Annotated in this window: 16 protein-coding genes and 2 pseudogenes; 17 read left to right on the forward strand and 1 reads right to left on the reverse strand. The window is 57.6% G+C overall.

The window, feature by feature from the left end; translation table 11 throughout:
- Positions 1 to 17: 17 nt before the first annotated feature.
- From FHT67_RS06150 to FHT67_RS06210, 15 genes and pseudogenes are all read left to right on the forward strand, one after another.
- Positions 18 to 2,057 (forward strand): YyaL domain-containing protein, encoded by a 2,040-nt coding sequence (locus FHT67_RS06150; RefSeq protein WP_208403119.1) that lies wholly within the window; start codon positions 18 to 20, stop codon positions 2,055 to 2,057.
- A 13-nt stretch (positions 2,058 to 2,070) separates the two neighbouring features.
- The gene (locus FHT67_RS06155) at positions 2,071 to 3,456 is read left to right on the forward strand and encodes a sedoheptulokinase (RefSeq protein WP_167196397.1); all 1,386 of its coding nucleotides are present in this window, start codon (positions 2,071 to 2,073) and stop codon (positions 3,454 to 3,456) included.
- Positions 3,446 to 4,117, forward strand: coding sequence for an aspartate/glutamate racemase family protein (locus FHT67_RS06160; protein ID WP_167196400.1), 672 nt, complete (start codon positions 3,446 to 3,448; stop codon positions 4,115 to 4,117). Before FHT67_RS06155 ends, FHT67_RS06160 begins: the two co-directional genes overlap by 11 nt.
- A gap of 3 nt (positions 4,118 to 4,120) precedes the next feature.
- Complete coding sequence (locus FHT67_RS06165) at positions 4,121 to 5,041, forward strand: class II fructose-bisphosphate aldolase (protein WP_167196403.1); 921 nt, start codon at positions 4,121 to 4,123, stop codon at positions 5,039 to 5,041.
- A gap of 25 nt (positions 5,042 to 5,066) precedes the next feature.
- The gene (locus FHT67_RS06170; protein ID WP_167196406.1) at positions 5,067 to 7,499 is read left to right on the forward strand and encodes an alpha-mannosidase; all 2,433 of its coding nucleotides are present in this window, start codon (positions 5,067 to 5,069) and stop codon (positions 7,497 to 7,499) included.
- A 1-nt stretch (position 7,500) separates the two neighbouring features.
- Complete coding sequence (locus FHT67_RS06175) at positions 7,501 to 8,172, forward strand: class II aldolase/adducin family protein (protein WP_167196409.1); 672 nt, start codon at positions 7,501 to 7,503, stop codon at positions 8,170 to 8,172.
- Entirely contained in the window at positions 8,169 to 9,479 is a 1,311-nt protein-coding gene (locus FHT67_RS06180; RefSeq protein ID WP_167196412.1) for a four-carbon acid sugar kinase family protein, read from the forward strand. The genes FHT67_RS06175 and FHT67_RS06180 overlap by 4 nt, the downstream gene beginning before the upstream one ends.
- Before the next feature lies 1 nt (position 9,480).
- Positions 9,481 to 10,113 carry a D-sedoheptulose-7-phosphate isomerase gene (locus FHT67_RS06185; RefSeq protein WP_167196415.1) on the forward strand — a complete coding sequence of 211 codons (633 nt, stop codon included), beginning with the start codon at positions 9,481 to 9,483 and terminating at the stop codon, positions 10,111 to 10,113.
- Positions 10,110 to 11,084, forward strand: a complete 975-nt coding sequence (locus FHT67_RS06190) for an ROK family protein (protein ID WP_167196418.1) — start codon at positions 10,110 to 10,112, stop codon at positions 11,082 to 11,084. Before FHT67_RS06185 ends, FHT67_RS06190 begins: the two co-directional genes overlap by 4 nt.
- A gap of 21 nt (positions 11,085 to 11,105) precedes the next feature.
- On the forward strand, positions 11,106 to 13,265 hold the full coding sequence (locus FHT67_RS06195) for a Sip1-related alpha-galactosidase (protein WP_167196421.1): 2,160 nt from the start codon (positions 11,106 to 11,108) through the stop codon (positions 13,263 to 13,265).
- A gap of 51 nt (positions 13,266 to 13,316) precedes the next feature.
- Positions 13,317 to 13,832: pseudogene (locus FHT67_RS30625) on the forward strand (FAD-dependent oxidoreductase); the annotation flags it as partial.
- 681 nt (positions 13,833 to 14,513) lie between these two features.
- A pseudogene (locus FHT67_RS30630) lies at positions 14,514 to 15,008 on the forward strand (FAD-dependent oxidoreductase); the annotation flags it as partial.
- Positions 15,009 to 15,035: 27 nt separating this feature from the next.
- Positions 15,036 to 16,484, forward strand: a complete 1,449-nt coding sequence (locus FHT67_RS30635; RefSeq protein WP_481856684.1) for an FAD-dependent oxidoreductase — start codon at positions 15,036 to 15,038, stop codon at positions 16,482 to 16,484.
- Positions 16,481 to 17,977 (forward strand): FGGY-family carbohydrate kinase, encoded by a 1,497-nt coding sequence (locus FHT67_RS06205; RefSeq protein WP_167196426.1) that lies wholly within the window; start codon positions 16,481 to 16,483, stop codon positions 17,975 to 17,977. Before FHT67_RS30635 ends, FHT67_RS06205 begins: the two co-directional genes overlap by 4 nt.
- Positions 17,978 to 18,552: 575 nt before the next feature.
- The gene (locus FHT67_RS06210; protein ID WP_167196429.1) at positions 18,553 to 20,004 is read left to right on the forward strand and encodes an AbfB domain-containing protein; all 1,452 of its coding nucleotides are present in this window, start codon (positions 18,553 to 18,555) and stop codon (positions 20,002 to 20,004) included.
- A gap of 103 nt (positions 20,005 to 20,107) precedes the next feature.
- Here FHT67_RS06210 and FHT67_RS06215 read toward each other — a convergent pair whose 3' ends face one another.
- Positions 20,108 to 20,983 (reverse strand): AraC family transcriptional regulator, encoded by an 876-nt coding sequence (locus tag FHT67_RS06215; RefSeq protein WP_167196432.1) that lies wholly within the window; start codon positions 20,981 to 20,983, stop codon positions 20,108 to 20,110.
- A gap of 112 nt (positions 20,984 to 21,095) precedes the next feature.
- On the opposite strand from FHT67_RS06215, the gene FHT67_RS06220 reads away from it, so the two are divergent.
- Both FHT67_RS06220 and FHT67_RS06225 read left to right on the forward strand, forming a co-directional pair.
- On the forward strand, positions 21,096 to 22,226 hold the full coding sequence (locus FHT67_RS06220; protein WP_207918107.1) for a glycoside hydrolase family 88 protein: 1,131 nt from the start codon (positions 21,096 to 21,098) through the stop codon (positions 22,224 to 22,226).
- 47 nt (positions 22,227 to 22,273) lie between these two features.
- Positions 22,274 to 23,416, forward strand: a complete 1,143-nt coding sequence (locus FHT67_RS06225) for a DUF2264 domain-containing protein (RefSeq protein WP_167196435.1) — start codon at positions 22,274 to 22,276, stop codon at positions 23,414 to 23,416.
- Positions 23,417 to 23,456: the final 40 nt, after the last annotated feature.

The raw sequence follows: 23,456 nt of genomic DNA on the forward strand, positions 1-23,456 counted from the left end.
ACGAGGAGGAATGGATGATGAAACCGGAATGGTCGATAGCGCGGAACGAGGAGGGCTGCGAAATCCGGCTGCACCCGCCCGGCGGCAGCCTGTCCAGTCTGCAATTCGCGGATCTGATGCGGGCGGAGAGCGTTGACGGGATCACGGAAACGGTTGCGATCGCCGCCGCCGAAGCCTCTGGAAGTGTCCTTCGTGCTTCCGGCAAGTCGGCGAGGTTCGAAGCGGAAGCAAGCTGGACGTACGTTCACGATGAATGCCCCTATTACGAGGTAATGGTCGAGCTCTCCTATACGGGTGAACGGGCAGGGGCTTGGAATTTGCAGATCGGAGCGGATCTGATCGGGGATGGGAGACCGGATTGGATGATCCCCGGCGCGTTTTACAAGGAAAACCGATTCGAGAGCAATCTCCGCCAATATCCCCGCTACGACTTTAACGGGGGAGACGCCTCTCATATGGTGTCGGACTATTGGGCGTTCCGCGCCGACCGGGCGGCATTGCCGGCGATATTCGCCTGGAACGATCACATGTGCGGCGCGCTTTGCACGGACGAAATGTCCGCCGTCGGTTTGAACGGTCTCGGCTTCCGCGGCAATGCCGACGGCACGCGAATCTGGCTCAATTTTCCCTACCGGGAAGAGCCTGTTACGTTTGTCGGAAGCGCGGTTCCGAGCCCGGCCGACTTATCGGTCTATTCGTTCCAGCCGGGTGAACAGGTAACGCTTCATTTTAAAGCTTATGCGTCAAGCTCGGATCCCCATGCTTATAACCCGTTCGTCCGGCAAATGTATAAGCTCCATCAAAACGAGCATGCGCTTAATCCTTGGATGGGGCTTGAAGAAGCAGCCGATCTGACCGCTCACGGGCTTTATACTTGGCACTATAGCAAGGAGCATCAAATCTTGTACGAGACGGCGGCATTCGACCGCGAGTTCAACAACAACGTGAAGGGCATGGGCGACCGCCCTCATATGCATGTCGGTTGGGTCAGCGGAGCTCCGTATGCCTACAGCCTGTTGACCTACGGCGTGAAGAGCGGAAACAAGGAATATATCGATGCCGGGGCTGCCGTTATCGACAAAATTGCGTCGGGCCTCGCCCCGTGCGGAACGTTTTGGGCTTCCTGGATCGTCGATAAGGGCTGGACATCCGGTTGGAATCCCCGCAAGGATTGGCTGCAGGCGCGCACGATTGCCGAAGCGACGCTGTTCATGGTCAGGGCGTTGAAGTTCGAGAAGGAACGCGGGATGTCCAGACCCGAATGGGAGACGGCTGCGTTGTCCAATTTGCGTTTTGCGGCAAACTGTCAGCGGAAGGACGGGAATTTCGGTTCCTATTACAACAGCGACAGCGGCGTGGTCGAAGAATGGGACGGCGCAGGCGGCATGCTGTGGATTGCGGCGCTGCTCGAAGGCGCGGACCTGCTCTCGGAGCCCGCCTTTGCGGAAGCCGCGGTCCGGGCAGGCGGTTACTATGAAAAGTTTATTCGGAACGAGTATATATACGGAGCGCCGGAGGACGTGCATTTGACGCCTACGAGCGAGGATGCTTACAACGCGGTTGCCGCTTACGTCGCGCTGTACGAATTTGACCGGAACGGGGAGTGGCTGCGGCTTGCCGCAAGCGCGGCCGATTGGATGATGACGTTCCGCTGGACGTACAACCTTGAATTTCCGCGATTCTCGCTTCTCAAGCAATATGATTACCGTTCGCGGGGCGCGGATCAAGCCTCTGCCTCGAATCAGCATCTGCACAATTACGGCTTGTTCTGCGTGCCGGAAATGCTGCGGTTATGGAGCTACACGGGCGATAGATATTACTTAGACCGGACACGGGATCATATTTCCTGCTTCCTCCAGTTTATCGCGCGGGAGGACGGCGATTTCAACGCCTACAAAGGCATGGTGACGGAGCGCTTCTACAACACGAACTGCTTCCAGCCAAAAGGGATGATGCTGACGCTGTCCCATTCCTGGTGTATCGGGTTGATTTTGTACGCCTCCCAGGAAGCGCTGGCGTACTCGGATGAGCTGGATTTACAGGGCCTTAAGCGATAAGGGAGATGAGAACATGCACGTAGCGGGCATTGATATCGGCACAAGTTCGATTTGCTGCGTCGTGGTAGATACGCAATCCGGCGAGCAGGTTGCCGCGGTCGGAAAGCTGAATGATTCGGGTCTTGCTTCCGCAAACGAATGGGAGCGGGCGCAAGACCCCGAAAGGATTGCCGCGATCGTTCAAGAACTGATTGGCGAGCTTGGAGGTCACTGGGACGTTGTTGCCGCTGTCGGCATCTCCTGCCAAATGCACGGCGTGCTGTACGTTGACGGAAACGGCGATGCCGCCAGTCCGCTCTATACGTGGCAGGACCGCCGGGGGGACTGCCAATTTGACGATGCAGCTACTTATTCCGGTTATATGCGGAGCCGAACGGGTTATCCGCTTGCTTCTGGCTATGGCCTCGTGACGCATTTCTATAACGCGCGTTGCGGTCTCGTGCCGCAAGCTGCCGTTTATCTGTGCACGATTGGCGATTATATCGCGATGCGGCTTTGCGGCTCCAGTATTCCGATGATGGATGCTTCAAATGCTGCAAGCCTTGGCCTGTTTGACCTGGAGGCAAGGCAGTTCGACATTGACCGGATCAGGGAGCTTGGGCTGGATCCCGGCATATTGCCGCCTGTTGCCGTGGCGGATGATCCGGCCGGGAGGACGGCGGACGGCAAGCTCGTCGCTTGCGCCATCGGCGACAATCAGGCAAGTTTTCTCGGAAGCGTTCCTTCACTGGCCGAAGCGATGCTTGTCAACATCGGTACCGGAGCGCAGGTGTCGGTATTCTCGGAGACGCCGGACGCAAGGCCGGGCATCGAGGTCCGGCCGTTCCCGGGAAGCGGCTATTTGCTCGCTGGCGCTTCGCTTGGCGGAGGAAAATCTTATGCGCTGCTGGCGTCATTGTTCCGCGACGTCTTGTCAGCGTTTGGGGAGGCGCCAGCCGCCACGTCTTCCATGTACGAGCGCATGAACGAAATGGCCGAGGAAGCACTTCGGGAGGGCGGTACGCGGCTCCGGGTATCGGCTTCGTTTTTCGGAACGCGTGAAAACCCGGCCGCTACGGGCTCGATCTCCGGCATCGATGAGAGCAGCCTTACGGCAAAGCAGCTTGTTCTCGGCGTGCTGAGCGGCGTGGCCGACGAGCTGCTCGGGTTCGCGGCATCGTTCCCGGGCCGTTTGCGAAGCCGGATATCGGCCATTGCCGCCTCGGGCAACGGCATCCGCAAAAACCGCGTCATGCAGCAGCTGCTTCGGGAGAAGCTGGGGTATCCGCTCCGCTTGTCCCGGGCGGAAGAGGAAGCGGCATTTGGAGCCGCTCTATATGCCGGCGTTCAGGCTGGCCTATTCCCAAGCTGCGAAGCGGCCATTTCCCATTGTCAAAGGAGCGAAGCTTATGACGGCTAAAATCGCAATTATTCATACGACACCTGTCACAATCGATCCTTTAAAAGCGCTGGCCGCGGAACTTATTCCGGGCTGTACCGTCGTCAACCTCGTCGATGATTCGATTCTCCCCGAGCTCGGCGAAAACGGCGGGAATGTGAGCGCGATCGTGGACCGCTGGAGGCAGTATGCCGCCATTGCGGAGAGTTTGGGAGCTGGCTGCATCTTGAATGCTTGTTCCTCTATCGGGGAAATACCGGCGCTCGTGCAGCTGCGTATCTCGGTTCCGATCGTGCGGATCGACCAGGCGATGGCGGAATACGCTGTCCGGAACGCATCGGTCATCGGCGTGGCGGCAACGCTCGCGACGACGCTGCGGCCGACGGAACGGCTGCTTATGCAGACGGCCGAAGCGGAAGGGCGGGAAATCCGCCTCGTGCCGGCGCTGGCGTCCGCCGCTTACGGCAAGCTGCTCGCCGGCGACAAGGAAGGACATGACATGGAGCTGGCTGCCGCGCTGCGGGAGCTCGCTTCGAAGACCGATATCGTCGTGCTTGCGCAGGCCTCGATGGCGAGGGTACTGGAGCAATTCGGAGACGAAGAGAAAAAGCAATTCATCAGCAGCCCGCGGCTCGGCATGAAGAAGGTAGCCGCCGTGCTGTCCGACCTAAAGGAGACATGACAAATGACGAATGGTATACGCAGCGGAAATGTAATGACGTTAAAGAAAGCGCTGGAGATCGCGGAAGCGAATCATTTCGCGATCGGCTCGTTCTCGCCGAGATATACGCCTATGATCAAGGCGGTGCTTCAGGCGGGGCAGCAGGCTTTGTCCCCGCTTATCGTTCAAATCTCCCATAAAGAGCTGGTTCGCTACGGGATTACGCCCGGCGAATTCGCGGAGGAGTTTTACCGCCGGATCAAGGATGACGGAATAACGGTGCCGGCCGTGCTCCACCTAGACCATACGAAAGAATTGGGAACGATCCGGGAAGCGGTCGAAGCCGGATTCACTTCGGTTATGATAGACGCCTCCGAGAAGCCGTTCGCGGAGAACGCCGCGATCAGCAAGGAAGTTGCGGAATACGCGCACGCGATGGGCGTGTCCGTGGAGGCCGAGCTCGGCATGATCGGCACGACCGACTTCGTCGAGACGGACACGGACGAAGAGCTGTTCACGGATCCGCAAGAAGCGGCCGAATTCGTTAGGCTGACGGGCGTTGACGCGCTGGCCGTGTCATGCGGCACCGCGCATGGCGTCTACAACGTCCGCAAGCCGAGAATCGATTACGACCGGCTGTCGGCGATCCGTGCTTTAACGCCGGTCCATCTGGTGCTGCACGGCGGCTCGGGCGTCCCCGCGGATATGATGCGTCAGGCGTTCCAGCTGCCGGGGGGCGGCGTGAGCAAGGTGAATATCGCGACCGATCTCGAGCTGGCGCTGCTGGAATCGCTCGGCCGCGAGGAGCGCATGACCAACGAGGAGTGCAAGGCGCTTGACGCCGATCGTCTGCGGACGGGACGCCAAGCGGTTACGGATACGGTAATCGGGAAGATGAATACGTTTTTGCTCAGTGCCGGCAAGGCGCCAAGCTTTCATAACTAACAGCGCTACGAGGAGGGTTTAAAACATGAAGGATAAACAGCTCTACATGATTGGCAACGCGCATTTGGATCCCGTTTGGCTCTGGCAGTGGCAGGAAGGCTTTCAGGAGACGAAAGCGACCTTCCGTTCCGCGCTTGACCGGATGAACGAATCGGAGGATTTTATCTTTACGTCGAGCTCGGCGGCCATGTACGAATGGGTGGAAAATAACGACCCGGCCATGTTTGAAGAAATCAAGCAGCGCGTGAAGGAGGGCCGCTGGCATATCGTCGGGGGCTGGTGGATTCAGCCGGACTGCAACATTCCAAGCGGCGAATCGTTTGTCCGCCAAGGCTTGTACGGTCAACGCTACTTCAAGGAGAAGCTTGGCGTAACGGCTAAGGTCGGCTACAACGTGGACAGCTTCGGCCATAACTCGATGCTTCCTCAGATTCTGAAGAAAAGCGGCATGGACTATTACGTGATGATGCGTCCGATGCCAAACGAGAAGGCGCTGCCGGGCCGGCTGTTCTGGTGGCAGTCCGACGACGGCTCCAAGGTGCTGACATTCCGGATCATGTACGAATATTTGTCCTGGGGCAAGGATTTGGAGAAGCATGTCCGCCGATGCCTCGGCGAGTTCAAGGAGCCTGTCAACGACCTGATGCTGTTCTACGGCGTGGGCAACCACGGCGGAGGACCAACGAAGGAGAATATCGAAAGCATCCGGAGGCTGAACGGCGAGCCCGATCTGCCGAAGCTGACCTTCGCGACGCCGGACAACTATTTTCATGACATGGAGAACAAAGGGCTTGAATTCCCCGTCGTGCACGACGATCTTCAGCATCACGCAAGCGGCTGCTACGCGGCGCACTCCGGCGTGAAGCAGTGGAACCGCCAGGCCGAGAACAAGCTGGCTGCCGCGGAGAAATATTCGGCGCTCGCCTCCTGGATTACCGGACAGCCGTATCCGAAGGAATTCGACCGCGCCTGGAAGAACGTGCTGTTCAACCAGTTCCATGATATCCTGGCTGGCACAAGCCTCGAGCCTGCGTATCAGGACGCCGCTTATTTGTACGGGGAAGCGATGGCTATCGCCGACCGTTCGCTGAACTATGCCGTCCAATCGATTTCTTGGAACATCGGCATCGAGCAGGATGTGCGGACAACGCCAATCGTCGTGTTCAACCCGCATGCTTGGCAAAGCCGCGTGAATGTGGAGCTTGAGATTGGCGGCATTAAACCAAACGCGGTGCTGCTGGACGATATGGGCAATGCCGTGCCGTTCCAGACCGTCAAGTCGCAGGCGGCGGCAAGAGGCCGGTTCCGCTTGAGCTTTATGGCCGATCTGCCGTCCATGGGCTATCGCGTGTATAAGCTGCTGAAGGAGTCCGATTCGGCGAAGCCGGTTGGCGAACCGATCAAGGCGAGCGACCTTGTGCTCGAGAACGGACGGTTCCGGCTCGAATTCGATCCGGTCAGCGGCGGCATCAAAAGCTTGTACGACAAGAAGGCGGAGCATGAAGTGTTTAAGGGCGAAGGCGCACGGCCTGTCGTGATCGAGGACACGTCGGATACGTGGAGCCATGACGTCCTCCATTTCAACAAACAGGTTGGAAGCTTCCGGGCGAAGAAGGTGCATCGCATTGAGCACGGACCGGTCAAATCGGTTATCCGCGTCGTAAGCGAATACGGCAGCTCGAAGCTTGTTCAGGATTTCGCGATGTATCCGGACAAGGATCAGATTGACGTGCAGGTTACCGTCGATTGGCGGGAATCGTTCAAGATGCTGAAGCTGATGTTCCCGATGAACGTGGTATTCAGCAAGCATACGTACGAGATTCCATACGGCACGATCGAGCGGGAGCATAACGGTGAGGAAGAGCCGGGCCAAAGCTGGGTTGACTTTACGGGTCTTATTCCGGACAAAAATACCATTCACGGCATGAGCTTGATTAACGATGCGAAATACAGCTACAGCATTCATAACAAGGAGCTCGCCCTGACCGTGCTCCGCAGTCCGATCTACGCGCATCACGTTCCTTACGAGCCGGATCCGGACGGCGAGTACTCGTTTATGGACCAGGGGATTCAGCGTTTCCAATATACGTTATTGCCGCATGAAGGCTCATGGGAGGATGCGGGCACCGTCCGCTGCGCGGCGGAGATCAACTGCAAGCCTACGGCGATTATCGAGTCGTTCCATGAAGGAAAGCTGCCGCAAACCGATTCCTACGCAACCGTGGACAAGGACAACATCGTCATCAGCGCGATTAAAAAGGCCGAGGATAATGACGACCTTATCATCCGCTGCTACGAGACCTCAAAGAAGGCGACAACGGCCGAAATCCGGCTGCCGAAATGGGACCGTGCGGTAACGGCTGCCTTCAAGCCGTCGGAAATCAAGACGTTCCGGATTCCGAAGAAGGCGGATCAGCCAATCAAGGAAACCAATATGCTCGAATGGGATGAGGCTTAACATGAAGGCGAATCCGGAACAGGCATTGTGGGAGCAGCTTCGCGATACCGGCAAGTATATGCTGGACAACGGCCTGGCATGGGGCAACTCCGGCAATATAAGCGCGAGGGCAGGCAATGACAATTTCTTGATTACGGCTAGCGGCACGGATATGGGCGAGCTCACCGAAGGGGACTTTGCCCTCTGTCCGGTCTCGGGCCATATGGAGTCCCGCGAAGGCAGTCCGAAGCCGTCCAAGGAGGTGCCTATGCATCAGGCTGTGTACGAGCTTCGTCCGGACATCAACGCCGTGCTGCACGCCTCGCCGTTCTACGGCACCATGATAGCCTGCGGCGGCGAGCCGATCCCGGCGGATTGGTTCGTCGAAGCGATGTACTATCTGGAGCGGGTGGAAAGAGTGCCTTATTATCATCCGGGCTCGCGCGAGCTCGGCGAAGCGGTAAGAGCGAAGACGGGCGCGGCGAATATCCTGCTGCTGGAGAACCACGGCGTGCTCGTGTACGACACCAGCTTGCGCGAGGCGAGAATGGCTCTGCATACGCTCGAAACGGTATGCCGGATGATGGTGGAATCCCGGAGCTCGGGAACAAAGCTGCATTCGCTTCCGGCAAGGACGGTCGACGGTTTCCTGAATGATTCGGGCTACCGCTCGAGAAGGAAGTGGAGCAAATGATCGGCGTTGTGGCGGACGATATAACCGGAGCGGGCGATATCGGCATCATGTTCGCGAAGTCCGGCATGGACACGCATGTCTATCCGCTGAGGGACGCGGTTTCTGCGGTGCCCACGGGCGCTTCAGGTCCGGATGCGCTTATTATCGATACGAATTCGCGGCTGGACCGGCCGGAAGAGGCTTATGGCAAAGCTTTTGAGGCAACAAAAAAGCTTGCCGAGGCAGGCTGCGCAACCTTTTACAATAAAACCTGCTCCGTCTTCCGGGGCAACGTCGGCGCCGAGTTTGACGCGATGCTTGACGCGTTGGGCGTTTCCTTCGCTATCGTCGTGCTTGGCTTTCCAAAGACGGGAAGGACGACCATTGGCGGCATTCATTATGTACGAGGCGTGAAGCTCGAGCAATCGGAATTCCGGCATGATCCGGTGCATCCGATGACGCGGTCGGATTTGGCGGGGATTTTACAGGCGCAGACGAAACGCAAGGTGGATCGCATCGACATCGGCATCGTCGATAAAGGCAGCGAAACGCTTCGCAAGGCAATTGCCTCGAAGAAGACGGCTTGCGGTTACTTGATTATCGACGTACGCGACCAAGCTTCTCTGAGAATCATTGCCGAGGCGGTGAAGGATGAGCCCGTGCTGTGCGGAAGCTCCGCGCTTGCGGAGGAGCTGGCTGCGTTATGCAGGCCCGATTTGCCTGAATTGGGAACGTTCCCAGAATCAGTGAAAGCTTTACCGTCGAAACGAGGAGGAGTCCTGTGCGCCGCCGGGAGCCTGATGCCGCAGACGGCGGCTCAGACCCGGTATCTAAGGGAGAAAGGCGTGGCGGCGATCGAGCTTGATTCGCTGCTGCTCCTTAATGCGGAGCGAAGCGCGGAGCATCAGCGGGAAGTCGCGGACGAAGCCGCGCGTCGCCTCGCAGCCTGCGAGGATGTGCTCATATATGCCTCAAACGTGCCGGAAAAGGTCGCGGAGACGAAGAGGCTGGCGTCGCTACAAGGGTTGGAGAATACGGCAGTATCGCGCCTCGTTTCGGAGGCGCTGTCCGAAACGGTGAAAAGCGTGTGCGACAGGACGGGACAGCGCCAGATTGTCGTAGCGGGCGGGGAAACCTCCGCGGCCGTATGCGGCAAGCTTGGCATTTCCGCCTTCCGTATTCGGAAGGAGATCGAGCCCGGCCTGCCGTCTTGCGAATCGCTGGAGCCTGGGAGGCGGTTGTTTGTCCTCAAGTCCGGCAGCTTCGGCGGCGAGGATTTTCTGTGGAAGGCGATCGGGCATTTAAAAGAAGAGGGAGGCTGGACTTGATATGAGTCATGCGCTGGAGAGATTGATGGGGAAATACCCGGAGCTGGAAAGCTGCCGTGAAGATATCTTGAAAGCCTTCGGTCTGCTGAAGGCGACGTACGAGAAGGAAGGCAAGCTGCTGCTGGCCGGCAACGGAGGCAGCGCCGCCGATTGCGAGCATGTCGTAGGAGAACTGATGAAGGGCTTTATGTCGAAGCGGCCGCTTCCTCCGTCCGAGAGGGAGAAGCTGCTTGTCCACGGCGAGGAGGAAGGCTCGTATTTGTCCGATCACCTGCAGGGGGCGCTGCCTGCGATCTCGCTGGTGAGCCACTCCGCGTTAGCGACAGCGTTTATCAACGACGTGGCGGCGGACATGATGTTCGCGCAGCAGGTGTACGGTTACGGACGCAAGGAGGATGCGCTCGCCGTCTTCAGCACGTCGGGCAATTCCGTTAATGTCATCCGCGCCGTGCAGGTGGCGAAGTCGCTTGGCCTCGCGACGCTTGGCCTGACGGGCCAAAGCGGCGGACGGCTGCATTCGCTGTGCGACGTCACGATCCGCGTGCCGCACGAATCGACGCCGGACATCCAGGAGCGGCATTTGCCGATTTACCATACGCTGTGCATCATGCTGGAGGAGGCGTTCTTCGGATGACGACGCTGCTTGGCGGATTGGATATCGGCGGAACGAAATGCGCCGCCGTCCTCGGACGTGCGTCCGAGGACGGGATCGAAATCGTTGCGAAGCGCAGCTTTCCGACTCCGGCTAGTCCGCAGGAGGCGCTAGAAGCGCTTGGCGCCGTATTGGCGGAACTCGCGGATGAGCATCATGCCTCCGGTTTACAGGCAATCGGCATCAGCTGCGGCGGTCCGCTGGACAGCGGGGCAGGGCTTATCCTGTCGCCGCCTAACCTGCCGGGCTGGGACCGCATCGATGTCGTGACTCCTTTTAAGGAACGCTTCGGCGTGCCGGTCGGGCTGCAAAACGACGCGAACGCCTGCGCCCTCGCGGAATGGAAGTGGGGAGCGGGGCGAGGCTCGCGGAACATGATTTTTTTAACGTTTGGCACCGGAATGGGAGCTGGGCTTATCCTTGACGGCCGATTGTATGCGGGAACAAACGACATGGCTGGCGAAGTCGGCCATATGCGTCTGGAGCAGGATGGGCCGGAGGGCTATGGCAAATCCGGCTCGTTCGAGGGCTTCTGCAGCGGAGGCGGTATCGCTAAGCTTGCCCGCTCGAGGGCGCTCGAATGGCTGGCCGAAGGGAAATCGACGCTGCTCTGCTCGAAGACTGGCGAAGTTGACGGCATTACGGCTAAGCTTGTCGGGGAGGCGGCCAGAGCCGGCGACGAGCTCGCGCTGGACGTGATGGGCAACGTCGGCAGGCAGCTCGGACGGGGCCTTGCGGTTCTCGTCGACGTGCTTAATCCGGAGCGGATCGTGATTGGCAGCATTTACGCCAGGCAGCAGGCATTGCTTGATCCGGGCATGCTTGCGGAGCTTCAGGCCGAGGCGTTATCGCTCTCGCTTAAGGCTTGCCGAATCGTGCCGGCCGGGCTCGGCGAAACGGTAGGAGACGCGGCAAGTTTGTCAGTCGCGCAATATGCTCTTGCACGCGAATAGAAATGAGGAGGCAATGCCATTATGTTGACTTGTAACGATTCATCCGCGGCTTCCGTTTCCGACGCATGCCGGACATGGCTTGGCGGCGTAGGCATGACCGCCAACCTGGACCAAGGAGAGAAGGAGCTCTTGTTTGTATCGGAGGAGAAGAAAAGGGAGTCTGACACGCTTGGCGTCTATACGGCGATCGAGCGGTTATACCAGGACGACGCCGAGCAGCCTGAGGTGATTGTCCGGCTCAAGCTTCGCTGCTACGACCGGTTCTTGCTCGCCTTCGTGGACGGCAGCGTCGTCTCCGAGAACGACTTCGGCAACCACCGCGCCTTCGCGCCGGACAATGCCGTAACGATCAAGCTGGGGCTGCCGTCAGGCATCGAAGGCGTGCTGGCCAATTACCAGCATAAGGATTGGTGGACGCGTCCGCATTTCGATACGGACCTTACGAAGCTGCCGGACCGCACGCTTTCGCTGCTCTGGCGCTCGGAGGATTCGTATTATCACCTGCTGCCGGTTTGCGGTCCGAAGTACCGCACGGATCTCGCTGGCGGCTCGTCGGAAAATGAGGCTCTGCAGGTCCGAGTTTCCTCGCATGTAGGCGGCATGACGCGCTGCGATACGTTCGCGTTCCTGCTCAGCTGGGGCGATGACCCTTATGAGCTGGCTGAGAATGGAGTGGATACGGCGCTTCGCGAGCTCGGCTACCCGGCTCTGCCCCGTCAGAAGAAGGAGTATCCGGAAATATTGGATTTTTTGGGCTGGTGCAGCTGGGATGCCTTCTACCATCAGGTGGACGAGAAGGGACTGCTCGCCAAGGCGGGCGAGCTGCATGACATCGGCCTGCCGGTCAAGTGGGTCATGATCGACGACGGCTGGTCGGAAATCGAGGACCGCAAGCTTCGCGCCTTCGACGCGGATCAGGAGAAGTTCCCGCAAGGCCTCGCGCATACCGTCGGCGCCTTGAAGGAGCGGTTTGGGTTAAATTGGGTCGGGGTGTGGCATACGATTGCCGGCTACTGGAACGGCGTCCATCCGGACAGCCGGCTTGCGGCCGAATACGCCGATTTCTTGTTTGAGACGAAGAGGGGCAACGTTATCCCTTATCCGGACGAGGCAAAGGGCTTTGGCTTCTGGCATGCCTGGCACGGGTATTTGAAAAATCAGGGCGTCGATTTCGTCAAGGTGGACAGCCAGAGCGCGGTGAACAACTTCCTGCGCCACCATCGCCCGGTAGGCGCTTCGGCGTCCGCGGCGCATAGCGCGCTGGAGGCGTCGGTAACGATGCATTTCGGCCGTACGATTATTAACTGCATGGGCATGGCTTCGGAGAATATCTGGCATCGCCCGGTATCTGCCGTCTCGCGAAACAGCGACGACTTTGTCCCCCAGGAGCGAAGCGGGTTCCGGGAGCATGCGCTGCAAAATGCGTACAACTCGTATTATCACGGCCCGTTCTATTGGGGCGACTGGGACATGTTCTGGACGCAAAATCACGACGATGTGCAAAACGCGGTTCTGCGCGCGGTCAGCGGCGGACCGGTCTACTTCAGCGACGCGCTAGGGAAGACTGATCCGTCCAAGCTTTGGCCTCTTATTTACCGGGACGGCCGAATCATCCGCTGTGACCGGACGGCGAATCCGACTCCGGATTGCTTGACCGTTCTGCCATCGGAGGCCGGCATGCCGCTTAAGCTATGGAACACGGCTGGAGGCGCCGGCGTTGTCGCAGCGTTCCATGTTGGAGACGGCGGCGGATCCGCCGATGGTACGGTCTCATCGTGCGACGTGCCCGGCTTGACCGAAGGGCCGGTGCTGCTCTATGACTTTTTTGCGAAGAACGCACGCATGCTAGCCGCGGGAGAGAAGGCGGATTTCAGGCTCGAGGAGGAGCAGTGCAAGCTGTACCTGCTTATACCGGCAGCGGAAGACGGCGTGATTACTCCGATCGGCCTGACGAACAAGTATGTTTCGAGCCATGCTATAAAGAGCCATCACATAGAGGACGGCGTTACCGTGGTAACGCTGATCGAAGGCGGCTCCTTTGCCTTCGCGGCGGACCAAAAGCCTTCCGGCGCGCGCGTTAACGGGACGGAAGCCTCCGTTAACGAACAGCCGGGCGGATATTACGAAATAGACTGCAGCCATGCCGCAGGAGAAGTCACGATCGAAATCGTCCAAGCCTAAGCTTGGACGATTCGTGTATGCGGGCTTACAAAAGCAAAGGATGTGAAGAAGATGAACGGTATATTGCCTGCCGGCGAACTGCCCGTGCTGTTCGAGGCGGATGCGGCCGTAATCGGCGGTTCCTTCGCAGGAATCGCCTGCGCGGTTCGGCTGGCGCAGCGAGGGATGAAGGTTGTCGTTCTCGAGCCTAGGACGTACCTCGGAAGGGAATTGACCGCAACGCTCCGGCCGTGGTTAACGATCCCGCAAAGCATACCTCCCAAGCTGCTGCCGCTGCCGATCCGCCAAGCGTTGAGAGGGCAAGAAGGCTCTGCGGAGGGAGGGAATTATGTGCCGCTTCACCCCGATTCGTTGAAGCGCGGACTGGAGGATCTGCTCGCGGAGCATGGTGTTGAGCTGTTGTACGCAACTTTGCCAATCGCAATCATCCACGCTGCCGGAGAAGCGGCGGGGCTTGTTGTTGCTAATAAATCGGGCCGGCAAGCGGTCTACTCCCCGTTGATTGTTGACGTGACCGAAACGGCGCTTTCCGCAGCCTTGTGCGGCGAGCCGGTGCCCGAATATGCGGAAGGTGATACCGCGTTATTCAAGCGAACGCTGGAATTCACCGGCGTTGACCCGGATGCGGATTCCGAGCTGGCGGTTCCGGCGGTGATTGGAGTCGGCAGCCGAATCACGCTTCGTCAAGGCTACCTTGGCAAGAAGCATCGCTTGGCGGAATTTGTTATTGCCGCTGCCAGCGGCAATTCGCATGAAGCGGACAGGGAACGCGAGATTGAAGCGAGGCGCATCGGCATGCGGCTTGCGGCCTATTTGATGAACGAGGTTCCGGCGTTCCGCAAGGCCGCATTCACCGCGTCTTCCCATGAACTGCTCGGCCCGTTCCCGATCCGTAAGGAAGCATCACGGGAAGGGAGTTTCGGAGCTGAAGCAGCAGCCGCTTCCGTCTCCGGCGTCTATGCGCTCGGCACGCGTCTCTACCGCAATTGCGAAGTGTCTTTGCTTGATCCGGTACAGGCCGCCTTGGCAGGCGAACGTCTCGCGGACGCGCTGATCGAGGCGCGATCTCCTTCCGAATCCAGGCATCTTGAAACGTATGAGCTCGTCTCGGGAGCAGGTTACTCTTCAGACTCCGCGCAAAACGGGGAGATAGCCGTTCCGGCTTTTACCGGCAGCGACGGGACGGGACGTACGATTCGCGTGCAATCCCAGCCGATTCCCTTGCTGACGCAGGTCGACGTTCTTGTGGCCGGCGGCGGTACAAGCGGAGCCTGCGCCTCGATTACGGCGGCGCGGGAAGGGATGGATACGCTTCTGCTGGAACTCAATCCCGGTCTTGGCGGCACCGGCACGTTCGGAGGCGTCGACAGCTATTGGTTTGGCAAGCGGGGCGGTTATGCGGCCCAGATCGCGGAGGAAGTGCTTAGCATGCAGCGCGACATCCGCTATAAAGGGCATAAATGGAATCTCGAAGCGAAAATGTATGCCCTGCTGAAGCAAGCGGACGAAGCAGGCGTCCGGCCGGTGTTCAACGCCATTACGTTCGGCGCGGTCAAACGCGGGAACCGCGTATGCGGCGCGGTTGCGGCAACGCGCTGGGGCGCTTACGCGGTTACGGCGCAAGCCGTAATCGATTCGACCGGCGACGGAGACGTGGCGGCGATGGCGGGTGCATCATTCGAATACGGCTCCGAAAAGGACCATACGGTCATGTGGTATTCGCTTGCCCAATTCCAGACGCCGGGCAAGCTGCAAAACAATTTTACGAGCATGGTCGACGTATCCAATGCGCTTGATTATACCCGTGCGATTCTGGCCGGCCGCCGACGCGGCAGCGCTTGTCATGATCACGGCATTTACGTTGCGACGAGGGAGAGCCGGCATATTATCGGCGATGTCGTCATGCGTCTCTCCGATCAGCTGCTGCACCGCCGATGGCCGGATGTGGTTAACGTTCATTTCAGCAACCATGACGTGAAAGGCGTCAGCGGGGCGGAGTGGGTTAACGTCGGTTTAATTCCGCCGAACCTGGAAATCGAAGTGTCTTACCGCATGCTGCTGCCCAGAGGGCTGGAAGGTATGCTTGTCGTCGGCAAAGCGATATCGGCAACGCATGACGCCCTTCCGGCAATCCGGATGCAGTCGGATCTTGAGAACCTGGGGGCCGTCGCCGCGCTGGCCGCGGCGCAGGCTGTCCGGTCGAAGCAAACGCCGAGAAGCATCGACATCCGTACTTTACAGCATGTATTGGCTGATAAGGGGCTTATCCCCGAAGAGTCGCTTACAAGACAGCTTGCCCCGATGCGCTATAGCGACGATGAGCTTATCCGGTTAGTCGATTCCATCGAAACCGAGGAACCGCTGTACGAATACTCGAATATGCGGATGAATGAGGTCTACCGAACGGAGATCCCGTTTGCCGAGATTTGCTCGGCGGGACCGCGGATCATTCCTTACGTCGAGAAGGCTTTGAAGCGGGCAGAGGGCGTGAAACGCATCCGGCTGGCACAGGCGCTTGCCATGCTTGGCTCCAAGGAAGGCGTGCCGGTCCTGGTCGACGCGATCATGAACGAGTTGACCGGCGAGGAACTTCCGATTCGAACGGCGGAGATTATGTACGTGCAGCTCCCGCCCGATCACGGGGCCATGCCGGATGTCACTTATTTGCTCTATTCACTCGCAGTGGCCGCGGATCCGCGCTCGATTCCGGTATGGGAGAGAGTGTCGACGCTGCTGCGTCCGGACGAGGAAGATTTCAAAGATACGTTGAAGGGCATCTTCTATTACGTCGACTGCGTATGCCGCGGCGCGGAGCGTCTTGGCGACAGGAGGGCTCTGCCCGCGCTCGAACGGCTTCGCGGCATTGCACTGTTCAAGGACCAGCAATGCCGCGGCGGCGCGCAGCCGGACTACTTCCTGGAGCGCCGGTCGATGCTGGAGCTCGCGATCGGAAGGGCGTTGGCGAGATGCGGCAGTCCCGATGGCTATCACATTTTGATCCGTTATTTAGAAGACGTCCGGTCGCTGCTTGCGAAGAGCGCGCTGCTCGAGCTGCGTAGGCTAAGCGGTCGAGAGGACGGGAAAGACGCACGGCAATGGCGCCGCTGGGTGGACACGGAGAAGCCTTACGAACGAACCTATCCGCTTGGGATGCAGCTGGACATCGAGCTGGACAGCGAAACTCTGCTGCGGAAGGCTCTAAGGGGTGAAAACGTATGATAATTAGCCTGGATATCGGAACGACAAATATGAAGGCCGGTCTCTTCGACGAGCGGGGCAGGCTGCTGGCGTCGGCGAACCGGCCGAATGAAATTCGAACCGCTGCGGATAGCTTTTCCTATTACGACCCCGAGCAGCTATGGGGCAATATTGCCGCTATGATCCGCCAACTGACTGCGGGAAAACCGGGGTTGGCGGTCCGGGCGATCGGCATTACGAGCATGGCGGAGAGCGGTTTGCTGGCGGACAGGAGCACGGGAAAGCCGCGTTCCCCCATCCTTCCGTGGTTCGAGCGTTGTTCGCTCGATCAGGCCAAGGCGATCGAGGATGAAGTGGACGCGTTCGAGCAGTTCCAAGCGACCGGTCTTCGGCCGTCATTCAAATATGGGCTTGCAAAGCTGCTGTGGCTGAAGGAGCGGAACGAGGATTCACTTCGCTCCGCCGTCTGGCTGTCGGTTTCTTCCTACATCGCAAGCCGCCTGACTGGCAAGGTGGCGGAGGATTATACGCTTGCGGCGAGATCCTACGTTTTCCGCATCGCGGAAAAACAATGGGATGCGCCGCTGCTTCGGCATTTCGGCTTGGAGGAAGAGCTGCTGCCGCCTGTTGTTCCGACCGGCTCTGCCGCTGGCAGCGTCACGTCAGCGGCCGCGGGCGCTTTGGGTCTGACAGCCGGCACGCAGGTATTCCTGGCCGGTCACGATCACGTGTGCGCCTCGCTCGCGGTTGGCTTGTCGCCGCGCGGGGGGATCTACAATTCAATCGGAACGGCCGAAACGGTTGTCGGCAGTTTTGGGGAGAGAACGCTTACGGAGGCGGATTATGCGTCCGGGCTGGCTTACGGGCTGCATCCGGTACCCGGGCAGCTGTTCTGGCTGGGCGGTCACTCTTCATCCGGCGGTTCCGTCGAGTGGCTGCGGGAGGTGATCGGGGAAGAAAAGGCGGGCTATGAGCGTATTTTGGAGCTGCTCGACGAGGCTTCTCCAATGCCCAGCGGCATCATCTACCTTCCTTATTTGTCGGGTTGCGGGGCACCGGCTCCCGATCCTTACGCCAAAGCCGCTTTTATTGGCCTTGCAAAGTCCCATGGCCGAAGAGAGCTCCTGCGAGCCGTGCTTGAGGGCAACGCCTACCAGATGGAATCGATCCGCCGCTGCGCGGAGGCCGTGTCCGGCAGCCCGATCCGCAGGCTGCGAGTCGTAGGCGGCGGCGTCCGGAACCGCCACTGGCTCCAGATCAAGGCGGATGTTTCCGGCATCGCGCTGGAGGTGCCGGACATTCCGGAAGCCGCTCTGACAGGAGCCGCAATAACAGCCGGCGTCGGGTCTGGTGTGTATGCCTCCTTCCAGGAGGCCTCCAAGGCACATACCGGCGAAGGAAGCGCTAAGGCGGTCTTCACGCCGAATCCGGAGCGCCATGCCCGGTATAGCGAATTATACGAGCACCGCTTTTTGACGTACAGCCGCATGTTGTCGGAGGCAAGGCTGGATTGAAAACCTCATTTTGCCCCCGGTCAACAGACCGGGTTATTTTTTTGCGTATTATGTCGCGATAATGGCTTGCAGCCCGCAATATCGGAGCATCCTTGGCGGGAAGGGCAGCAACTCCCGGTGAAGGATACGAACGTAGATAGGATCGGGATCGGTACAGGAAAGCAGATTGAAATATTATTGTTTTTATAATCAATTAGATATATAAATAATGTTTTATGTATATTATAATCCAAAATATAAAGCGCTTTCATAAATTAGCGAAGTCTGCAGCTTCCTAAAAAGGTGCTTACCCTCAGCCTTACAGCTCCATGCAGCGCCTGTCTGTATGCCTCTTCTTTTTGGCCCACACTCTGAATCGCCATGCCTATCACCCAGACGAAATTCTTAACTTGCAGTAATGAATGCCTGACGGAAGGCTGGATTTCTGCCAATCATCCCGCTTCCGATCCCAAACAAGAAAAGAGGAATAGCGAATGGGGAAAAAGATAAAAAGGATGTGGATAAAAACAATAGGCTTAGCTTTATTAGCCTGTTTGATAATCGTTGGGGAAGCGAACGCTTTTGGACCTTCAACGATGTATTCTTCACCTTCGACGGATCCGGGGCCGGGCACGCTGTACCCAAGGGCTATCCGGTTGCAGTATAACGGAACCTCAAATGGCACGATGCTGGCGACCTTTGAGCATTATGTCAATGGTACGCCGACGTTCCCGGTCTATCGCAGCACGGACGGCGGAGTATCCTGGTCCAAAATTTCCGAAGTCTCCGACACGGTAAACGGCTGGGGACTGCGGTACCAGCCATTCCTGTACGAGCTTCCTCAAGCAATCGGCAGCTTGCCCGCGGGTACGCTTCTCTGTGCGGGGAACTCGATCCCCTCCGACCTGTCTCAAACGAAGCTTGATCTATACAAAAGCACGGATAAAGGCTTGACCTGGACTTTCGTAAGCTCCATTGCAACCGGCGGCCGTGCAGACCCTAGCGGTGCTTATGACCCGGTATGGGAGCCCTTCCTTCTGGTCGCGAACAACAAACTCATTATGTACTACTCGGATGAGAGGGATGCCGCGCATAACCAGAAGCTTGTGCACGTCACTTCGACTAACGGAACGGCATGGAGCACGCCGGTTGAAGATATTGCTCTCGCCGATTCGACGAAACGTCCGGGCATGACTACTGTAGCCAAGCTTGGGAACGGCAATTATATCATGACCTATGAATACGGCGGGTCGCCAAACGGCAACTTCGCTGTCTATTACAAAATCTCCTCCAACCCCGAGAACTTTGGCGCGGCGACCGATCCGGGCACTCTGCTGAAAACAAGAGACGGAGTTGTCCCATCAAGCTCCCCTTACGTGGTATGGGTGCCGGGGACGGGGCCAAACGGAACCATTGCCGTAACCACGAATTCCAGCACGGAGCTGTTTCTGAACTCCGAGAACGGGGCATCCGATACTTGGACGCGGGTCAGTACCGTGGTTCCGCAGGGCTACAGCCGTGCGATCCTGCCTCTTGCGGACAATCACAGCGTATTGATTCTATCGGGCGGCCCGCTTGGCAGCGGACACAACTCGGTAACTTACGGAAGCAAAGATCTGGGAGACGCGGCGCTGCTTCATCAAATCGAGTCCAGCCGTTATGCCGGATACTATATCCGCCACTACAACTTCCTGGCCCGGATTGATACGAATCCATCGCCAATTAACGATTCCAAGTTCAGAATGGTACCGGGTCTGGTGGATTCAACCGGCGTCTCCTTCGAATCGGTTAACTTCCCGGGCTATTATCTGAGACATTACAATTATGTGATGCAGCTAAGCCGTAACGATGGAACAACAACCTTCCAGCAGGATGCTACTTTCTATCAAACGGCGGGTCTTGCGAATTCTTCGCAAGTATCGTTCCGCTCCTACAACTTCCCAACGTACTACCTCAGACAATTGAGCTACACCAGCATGCGCATTGATCCAATCAGCGCGTCAAGCGCAACTGCCGATAAGCAGGATGCAACGTTTATTATCCATTAAGCAGGAAAGCTGCCGGGGAGCCGCAACGTCATTAGGTAAAGCACCTAATGACGTTGCGGGAACCGGCAGCTTTTTATTTGCAGAAGCCCGGCATCTCGTCTGACTACTGATACGTATGTTTGACTGCGCTTCGATAGAGGTTAGGCGACACGCCTTTATGCTTTTTGAACAGCTGGGAAAAATACGGCGCGCTAAAGCCGCCGATGATACGGCCGATCTCATTAATGGAGTAGTCCGTATTCTCAAGCATTGCGCATGCTTCGCGAATCCTCCGGCCGGATACATAATCGGAAATGGTCATTCCGGTCTGTTGCTTGAACAAGTGAGAGATATGATAAGGAGATAAATGGAGCTCTTGAGACAACGACTCCAATGACAGCGACTGCCGGTAATGCGTTTCGATCCAGTCCAGTATTCGTTCGACATGTCCCGAGTTTTTTTCGGTTGAAGACGGTATGTCGTCTATTCCAAAAACATGCAGCTGAAGATACCTCAGCAGGGATAGCAGAAAGAGCACCCGATCCTCAACGCTTGGCTCGCCGCCCGCAACCATTCGCATTTTATCGTAATCCTGCAGCAAATTAGCTAAAGTCCGGTCTTCGCAAAACGTAAACGCCTGGCGCTTAAGCGAGCCCTTCATCAATCGGCGCAAAAAAGACTGCAGTTTGGGATACGGCTGCAGATAGGGGGTCAGGATGCGGGGATCAAAGGTGAGGTTTGTTCTTATATAGGTGGCTCCGTCTTGTAAAGGCACATCTACTTTATGGAGCTGGTAAGGTTGAAAGCAAAACAAGGTGTTCTCTTCAAGCCTATATTGCTGGCTTTCCAGCGTTACGGTCCCCGACCCTTCGTGAATATAGAGCAATTCAATCCCCTGATGCGCATGCAGCATCAGCCAATTCTCGTTGCGGGTCTCGTATCTGTAAGTGAAGGAAAAAGCGTTAGCTCCAAGGTCCATAGGCTGAACGACAGTCGGCACAGCACACCTCCCGGCAGGGTCAAAATCGCAATTTAGCTACATTATAGCACAACCTGCCTTAAGTCTAAGAGATTTATAATGAGGCTGTAAACCTAATCGGGAGGGTATCGGAATGTGGAAAAAAGCGATTGAAGATACGCTGCAGGTAACGAGAGCCAACATAGAACGATTCGGGAGCAAATTCCCGCATGTCAGCGAAAATAGCAGCGGCAAATATGTACTGATCGAAAATGAAGGCTGGACGGAAGGCTTCTGGCCCGGGATCCTGTGGCTGAGCTATGAGTACTCCGTTGACGGCGCATTCCGCGAAGCAGCCTTGCGGACGGTTGAAAGTCTCCGGAACCGGCTTGAGAACCATTTGAGCTTGGACCATCATGACATCGGCTTCTTGTATTCCTTGTCAGCCAAGGCGCAATGGATATTGGAGAAGGACGAAGCAGCCAAGCAAACCACGATAGACGCAGCGAAAGTTCTGATGAAGCGCCGGCGCGAAAATATGAATATTTTGCAGGCTTGGGGGCCTAAGGATGATCCCGTTAACGGCGGCCGCATTATCATCGACTGTATGATGAATCTGCCGCTATTGCACTGGGCTTATCTGCAGACCGGGGACAAGTCGTTCAGAGAGGCCGCGGAGCAGCATACGGAGATGAGCCGCCGCTTCCTTGTGCGCGGAGACGACTCCTCTTACCATACTTTCTGGTTTAATCCCGAGACCGGCGATTCGAGCCGGGGAGGAACCCATCAAGGCTTTAAAGACGGCTCGACCTGGACGCGCGGACAGGCTTGGGGGATCTACGGATTTGCGTTAGCTTATCGTTATTTGCGGAAGCCGGAGTACCTGGAGACGGCGAAGCGGCTTGCCAACTATTTTGCGGAACGAATTCCGGAGGATGGCGTGGTGTATTGGGACTTTGACGCGCCTCAGGTGCCGGAGACCAAAAGAGACAGCTCGGCTTCGGCCATAGCGGCTTCCGGCATGCTGGAGATTTGCGGCTTCCTGCAGGGCAATGATCCCGCGTACAAAAAGCTGATGCAAGCGGCGATCCGCTCCATGGAAGGTCTCGTCAGCCATTACTCGACGAACGGAGAGAAAGAGGCGGAAGGCTTCTTGAACCGCGGATCGTATTCCGTGCGCACCAATACTTCTCCGGACGATTATACGATTTGGGGCGACTACTTCTACCTGGAAGCGCTGATGCGTCTCGAAAAAGGCATCCCGGGTTACTGGTACGAGCGTTAAATCGAAATTATAATGCAATGAAAACAAGTCGGCAGGGGGCATACACGATGGCTGAAGGTAATAAAGACCGGGAGCAGTGGATAGAATGGATGCTTCGAATCGGAAGGCCGGTACTGGGGGCTTTGGCAGAACGAAAGCTGAAAGAGAGGATGCCGGTCCAAGCGCTGGCGGGTGACCGCGGCGAATATGCATACCTGGAAGCCTTGGGGCGTTTGCTGACCGGTATGGCTCCCTGGTTCGAGCTGACCGGCTTATCGGGTGAAGAGGAGAGGTTGCGAAGCGGGATGGCGCAATTGGCAAGAGAAGCCATTGATGCCGCAACGGATCCAGCTTCGCCGGACCTGATGAACTTCGCATGCGGCTATCAACCGATTGTGGATGCCGCCTTTTTGTCCCATGCCCTTGTCCGGGCACCGCAAGAACTGCTGGGCAAGCTTGATGACCGGGTTAAGCAAAATGTAGTCAACGGCTTGAAGGCGACCCGGTCAAGAAAACCGGTCTACAACAATTGGCTGTTATTCGCAGCAATGACCGAGACGGCATTGTATCTGCTAGGCGAGGATTGGGATCCGATGCGGATCGATTATGCTCTGAAGAAGCATCAGGAATGGTATTTGGGCGATGGGGTATATGGGGACGGACCGGAATTTCATTGGGACTACTACAATGGATTCGTTATTCAACCGATGCTTGTCGATATTCTCCGGACAGTCGGACCGGAATTGCCGGAGTGGGAGCAATTAGCGACTGTTGCCATCCGCCGGGCGGCCCGACATGCTTCGCAGCAGGAGCGCTTGATCTCTCCGGAAGGCACTTTCCCGCCAATCGGGCGCTCGCTTGCTTACCGGTTTGGCGCATTCCAGCTGCTGTCGCAGGCCGTGCTTCAAGGCTGGCTTCCGGAAGACATTGCTCCTAATCAAGTAAGATGCGCGCTGACGGCGGTTATCCGCCGAATGATGGGGCAGCCCGGAACCTTCGACAAGGAAGGCTGGCTGCGGATCGGATTTTGCGGCGACCAAGAGGATATCGCCGAAGGATACATCTCGACAGGCAGCTTGTATTTATGCTCCGCCGTGTTCCTGCCGCTTGGCCTGCAGCCGGATCACCCGTTCTGGCAAGGTGAAGCGGACTGGACTTCCAAGAAGGCATGGTCCGGCAAACCGTTTCCGATAGATAAGGTGCTTAAATGATTGTTATTAAAAACCCCCGGTTCTCGCAAGCTGCGAGAAT

It is taken from the genome of Paenibacillus sp. BK720 (genome assembly GCF_011761545.1).
Lineage (GTDB): Bacteria > Bacillota > Bacilli > Paenibacillales > Paenibacillaceae > Pristimantibacillus.

Coding starts and splice junctions, on each gene's coding strand:
- FHT67_RS30635 (WP_481856684.1), top strand. CDS start 15,036: ATGGTCGACGTATCCAATGCGCTTGATTATACCCGTGCGATTCTGGCC.
- FHT67_RS06190 (WP_167196418.1), top strand. CDS start 10,110: ATGACGACGCTGCTTGGCGGATTGGATATCGGCGGAACGAAATGCGCC.
- FHT67_RS06155 (WP_167196397.1), top strand. CDS start 2,071: ATGCACGTAGCGGGCATTGATATCGGCACAAGTTCGATTTGCTGCGTC.
- FHT67_RS06195 (WP_167196421.1), top strand. CDS start 11,106: ATGTTGACTTGTAACGATTCATCCGCGGCTTCCGTTTCCGACGCATGC.
- FHT67_RS06205 (WP_167196426.1), top strand. CDS start 16,481: ATGATAATTAGCCTGGATATCGGAACGACAAATATGAAGGCCGGTCTC.
- FHT67_RS06220 (WP_207918107.1), top strand. CDS start 21,096: ATGTGGAAAAAAGCGATTGAAGATACGCTGCAGGTAACGAGAGCCAAC.
- FHT67_RS06175 (WP_167196409.1), top strand. CDS start 7,501: ATGAAGGCGAATCCGGAACAGGCATTGTGGGAGCAGCTTCGCGATACC.
- FHT67_RS06210 (WP_167196429.1), top strand. CDS start 18,553: ATGTATTCTTCACCTTCGACGGATCCGGGGCCGGGCACGCTGTACCCA.
- FHT67_RS06150 (WP_208403119.1), top strand. CDS start 18: ATGAAACCGGAATGGTCGATAGCGCGGAACGAGGAGGGCTGCGAAATC.
- FHT67_RS06165 (WP_167196403.1), top strand. CDS start 4,121: ATGACGAATGGTATACGCAGCGGAAATGTAATGACGTTAAAGAAAGCG.
- FHT67_RS06160 (WP_167196400.1), top strand. CDS start 3,446: ATGACGGCTAAAATCGCAATTATTCATACGACACCTGTCACAATCGAT.
- FHT67_RS06225 (WP_167196435.1), top strand. CDS start 22,274: ATGGCTGAAGGTAATAAAGACCGGGAGCAGTGGATAGAATGGATGCTT.
- FHT67_RS06170 (WP_167196406.1), top strand. CDS start 5,067: ATGAAGGATAAACAGCTCTACATGATTGGCAACGCGCATTTGGATCCC.
- FHT67_RS06185 (WP_167196415.1), top strand. CDS start 9,481: ATGAGTCATGCGCTGGAGAGATTGATGGGGAAATACCCGGAGCTGGAA.
- FHT67_RS06180 (WP_167196412.1), top strand. CDS start 8,169: ATGATCGGCGTTGTGGCGGACGATATAACCGGAGCGGGCGATATCGGC.